The organism is Bacteroides sp. AF39-16AC (assembly GCF_003602735.1).
GTDB lineage: Bacteria > Bacteroidota > Bacteroidia > Bacteroidales > Bacteroidaceae > Bacteroides > Bacteroides uniformis.
In genome coordinates this window covers 1-3,414 of record NZ_QTLN01000059.1, presented here as the reverse complement: position 1 = coordinate 3,414, position 3,414 = coordinate 1, and the positions used below count along the sequence as shown (strand labels likewise).

The 3,414-nt window shown below is 50.3% G+C and carries 2 protein-coding genes and 1 pseudogene; all 3 read left to right on the top strand.

Annotated elements, in window-relative coordinates; translation table 11 throughout:
• Window positions 1-1,867 (top strand): RHS repeat-associated core domain-containing protein (locus tag DW039_RS20535; RefSeq protein ID WP_207810859.1); only part of this gene is annotated, 1,867 nt, incomplete at its 5' end.
• 10 nt (window positions 1,868-1,877) lie between these two features.
• Entirely contained in the window at window positions 1,878-2,864 is a 987-nt protein-coding gene (locus DW039_RS20530) for an SMI1/KNR4 family protein (protein WP_118356596.1), read from the top strand.
• Window positions 2,865-2,869: 5 nt separating this feature from the next.
• Window positions 2,870-3,414: pseudogene (locus DW039_RS20525) on the top strand (type IV secretion protein Rhs); the annotation flags it as partial.

Sequence of the window (3,414 nt, the reverse complement as noted above, 5' to 3'; positions counted from 1 at the left end):
CGACGCTGTGGGAAACGTCACCGCCGAGAAAGGCTTCGACGGGGCCGTCCGTCGTTACCTGCGTGACAGGGGCGGACGCGTCGTCAGGGAGACGCTGCCTTCGGGGACGGAAAGGGAATACGGCTATGACGCCTGCTCGCGCGTGACGCGCGTCTCATACCCCACGGCCGGCGACCCCGACCAGACCTACGCCTACGGACTGTCCGGCAGGCTGGTGCAGGCATCGAGGGGGGAAAGCACGGTGGAGTTCGCGTACAACTCCCTGGGACTTCCGACACGGGAAACGGCCGACGGCAACACCATACTCCGCACCTACGACCATACCGGCAGGATACTCACGCTCGACAGCACGGCGGGGGCCTCGCTGCACTACACCCGCAACGCCTACGGGGAGCTTGAGGGGTTCACTGCCACCGGTGGCAGCGACGCCGACGGCGCGGGCTCGTGGGAATCGGCACACCGCCACGACGCGCTGGGCTTCGAGGTGGAACGCATCCTTCCGGGAGGCATTGTCCGCTCGTTCGCCTATGATGACATAGGCCGTCTGGTGGATGCCCGCACACGCAAGGACTCGCGCACACGGCACATGCGCCGCTACCGCTGGGGCGTCGCCGACAGGCTGTTGTCCGTGGAGGACAGCAGGCATGGCGAGACACGCTACTCCTATACCCCGACGGGGCAGCTCGAAAGGGCGGAATACCCCGACGGCAGGGTGCAGTGGAGGAAGAGCGACCAGACGGGAAACCTGTATCCCGACCCGGACATGAGGCTGCGCCGCTACCTCGGTGGCGGACGGCTGGAGCAGGACGGCGAATGGCACTGCGAGTACGATGCTGACGGGAACCTGACGGAACGCTACCTCGGCACGGGAAGGTGGCTTGACGGCAAGAAGGACCACTGGAGATACCGGTGGAACGCCGACGGCTCTCTGGCAAAGGTGGTGCGGCCCGACAAGAGGGAGGTGGAGTTCACATACGACGCGCTCGGGCGCAGGCTCTCCAAGAGCTTCGGCACGACGGTGACGCGGTGGGTGTGGAACGGCAACGTGCCGCTGCACCAGTGGAAGCAGCATAGGGAATACTCCGTCGTGGAGGACAGGTGGAACACGGACACGGAACGCCGCGACATGACGGTATGGCTCTTCGACGAGGATTCCTTCGTGCCGGTGGCAATGATAAAGGAAGGCAAGTCCTACTCGATACTGACCGACCAGCTCGGAACACCGACGGAGGCATACGACGCCGAGGGCAACGAGGTGTGGAGCCGGGTGCTTGACATGGACGGGAACGTCATTGAGGAGACCGGCAACAAGGGAATGGTACCGTTCCTGTTCCAGGGGCAGTATTATGACCGGGAGACAGGGCTGGCGTACAACAGGTTCAGGTATTACTCACCGAAGATGGGAATGTATGTCTCGCAAGATCCGATTGGATTATTTAGTGGGCTTACAAATTTATATGGATATGTTATTGACACAAATATCAGTATCGATGTTTTAGGGCTTTTAGATTTCATGCCAAATGATACTGATTTATTCCCAGTCACAGGTGCCCAAAAAAATACAGTAGTAATAACAATGCAAGGAAGCCGAGGACGAGATTTTACAGCAGCATATAAAGCAGCTGGAATATCTCGAAGTCAAGCAAAAGGTTATACATGGCATCATGTTGATGATTTTGATCCTCAAACGGGAACTACTACGATGCAATTAGTTCGTACTAATGGGCGACATCAAAAAGAAAATCATTCTGGATCTGTAAAACAATTTGAGTCTAAGATGAAAGTAAAATATGGGACTCGTAAATCAGTGAATAAAGCTTATAAAAAGGGTTGGGTCACTGGACGAAAACCCAGTTATCAAAAATAAGGTTAATTTTATGGAGTTGAAAGTTTTAGATTCTGAAAAAAGAATCACTATTAAGGACTTAGAAAATGTGGAGTCATTGTTGAATTTAACACTTCCAGAGGTGTTAAAGGAATTCTACTTACACCACAATGGTGGAACGATAGATAAAAAAATAACGATGCTTAATGAAGAAAATATTGAAATTGAAAGTATTTTTCCTATCAAATATGTGAAAGATTTTAATGATGATCCTGATTTTACAGCGGAAGGAGAAACTATTAAAATGCATAAAGCATTCGCAATACCACCGAATATGTTTATATTTGGAATGGAAAGTGAAGATGAAGGCCGCATTGCTGTTGATTTAAAAGATAATGATAATAAGGTATATCTTTACCCTATCACTGGTATGGCTGGGGATATATTTGTATTTGGCAAACCAACACTAATATCTACATCTATCAATGTCTTTTTTGCCAAATTAGAATCGGGAATAAATAAGCAAAGCAAAGAAATAGAAGCACCTTTAATATATAAGAAAGATGATAATAGTAAACAGATAGTATCTGACAATTGGCCTTCGATAACCAAAAGGGATATTGAGGATCTTGAGTTAAAATTAAAAATTGAAATTCCTCAAAGTATGAAGTTGTTCTATTTAAAGAATAATGGAGGTATACCATCTAACAACTTATTTATTCCACAAAACAAAAAGTTAGATGTTGTAGAAATTAATCTATTTTTACCTATTAAATACGATGACTGTAATACCAAATCAATATCTACCAATACTATAGACTGTTGGGAACACAAAACATTACCATTAGGTTTTGTCCCATTCGCAATAGATTCAGGAGGTAATTTTTATTCTATAAACGTATCAAATAAGAAAATATACTACTGTCTTATGGATCAGTGGGATAATAAAAAGACTAATGAAATGAATTACAAACATAATATTGTACAAGTAGCACAGTCATTTAAATATTTTGTAGATAATTTATTTTCTGAACTCTAATATATATGGCGGACACAGGCTATTTCGACAGCGTGAGTGCAAACCTAAAGACCGGCGTAGGGGCGCAGGTCAAGGGCATCTCGGAAGGCGTCAAGGCGAACTCCGATGCCGGTGTGTCACCGTCTGTCAATGCCCTCGACACGGGCGTCAAGGCGGCAGCCGCCATCGGCGGCCTTGCCGACGGCCTGAGCGAAGCCGCCATGCTCCCCGTACTGGGTGCCATGGGCATGAAGGGCATGGCCTGCCTGCCTATCTCCAAGCAGCTCGACCCGGTCATCGGCGTGGACATCCACCTCGTGACGATACCCCCGTCCCCCGTCGTGCCCATGCCTCACCCTTATGTCGGGGTTCTCCTCCGTCCGCAGGACTTCATCGCGGCGGCGGTCTCCTCGTTCATCCCCCCGCCACCGACAGCGGAACAGACGGGCGACGCCGACAGCGCGAAGCTCGCCGAGGTGGGCCACACCGTGCTGACGATGGCTGTAGGTATGCTCGGAGCCACCGTCAAGATAGGCGGCTTCATCCCCCGCGCGGTCGCATCCACACCCAC